At 53.9% G+C, this 1,084-nt stretch carries 3 protein-coding genes; 2 read left to right on the top strand and 1 reads right to left on the bottom strand.

From position 1 onward, the window contains the following. Window positions 1-88 precede the first annotated feature (88 nt). Window positions 89-433 (top strand): chaperone modulator CbpM, encoded by a 345-nt coding sequence (locus VJ956_RS08155; protein ID WP_324083667.1) that lies wholly within the window; start codon window positions 89-91, stop codon window positions 431-433. A gap of 215 nt (window positions 434-648) precedes the next feature. On the opposite strand, the gene VJ956_RS08150 is transcribed toward VJ956_RS08155, so the two are convergent. After that, the gene (locus VJ956_RS08150; protein WP_324083668.1) at window positions 649-819 is read right to left on the bottom strand and encodes a DUF6435 family protein; all 171 of its coding nucleotides are present in this window, start codon (window positions 817-819) and stop codon (window positions 649-651) included. A 23-nt stretch (window positions 820-842) separates the two neighbouring features. Here VJ956_RS08150 and VJ956_RS08145 point away from each other — a divergent pair. Further along, window positions 843-1,084 (top strand): hypothetical protein (locus tag VJ956_RS08145; RefSeq protein WP_324083665.1); only part of this gene is annotated, 242 nt, incomplete at its 3' end.

Below are 1,084 nucleotides of genomic sequence, written 5' to 3'. Positions count from 1 at the left end.
GAGGCCGAGGAGCTTTACAAAAAGCTGGCCGAGGCCGAGAAGAGTTTCAATCCACGCAGCAAGCTGCATGTGTGAGCGGGGGTGAAGGATGGCTGACAAAGACCGCATTCTGAGTGTCGAGATGATGGAACCAACCGCCACGTTTACCTTGCGGGAAGTCTGCGAGCGTGGGGACTGTCATGCGGAGTTCGTGATCAAACTGGTGAATTACGGGGTGATTGCGCCGGTGGAGGATTCGCCCGAAGCCCGCCAATGGCAGTTCAACCTCGACGCTCTGGCCCGCCTGCGCAAGGCCCAGCGCCTGCAGCGTGACCTGAAAATGAATCTGCCGGGCCTGGCCATGTCGCTGGAGCTTCTGGATGAAGTTCAGGAGATGCGCCGTGAGGTTGATCGTTTGAACCGGCAACTTCGGCATTTTTTAGGAGACTCCTAGCTTACGGCCTGGCTGGTACCCCCTGTTCAAAACACGCCCGTAAATACCCCTGCGGGGCCCAGCCAGCAATCACAGATTGCTGTCGTTCAGCTTTCGCATGAAGCTGCGCTTCATAAACGCTCGGCTTCACCACTGTAGGGCTCGGGCGCGCCATCCCTGGCGCTTCACGGTTTTGAACAGGGGGTACCAGCCAGACCTTCCCTCAAACCAGGGCGTTACGCCTTCTCAATCTTCTGAATCTCCGCGTAAATAGCCTCCGCCTCTTCCATGAGAGTGCCATGGGTGCGCAGGTCGCCGTTGCGCTGGGCGTGCAGCGCCTTTTGCAGCTTGGCTTCATATTCTTTCTGCAGTTTCTTTTTCGGGTCGCCCTTCAAAAATCCCAGCATTTTTTTCACCTGTATTCATTCGAATGTTCAGTAGCTTACGCCTGGCAGGCATAAAAGTTCATAAATTTTTCATGGTGAGGGCTGGACAAACGAAGAAAATGGGATTAAATTCCCAATTACTGATTTGGGAAAAAAATCCCAAAAAAGCAAACCTGCTAGCCGGCTGCTTTCAGCCGGCAGTATTTCGAAAGAACGGAAGGAGTTTAATGATGAAACGCAGCGCACTTGCAACAGCAATCAAACTTGCCTCTACCGGCGTTCTCGC

Source organism: Marinobacter sp. (assembly GCF_035268745.1).
In the GTDB taxonomy this organism is placed as follows: Bacteria; Pseudomonadota; Gammaproteobacteria; order Pseudomonadales; family Oleiphilaceae; genus Marinobacter.
This window is presented reverse-complemented; position numbering and strand designations above follow the sequence as displayed.

Excerpts from the sequence above, each read along its gene's own strand:
- VJ956_RS08155 (WP_324083667.1), top strand. The coding sequence starts at position 89 with ATGGCTGACAAAGACCGCATTCTGAGTGTCGAGATGATGGAACCAACC.
- VJ956_RS08150 (WP_324083668.1), bottom strand. The coding sequence starts at position 819 with ATGCTGGGATTTTTGAAGGGCGACCCGAAAAAGAAACTGCAGAAAGAA.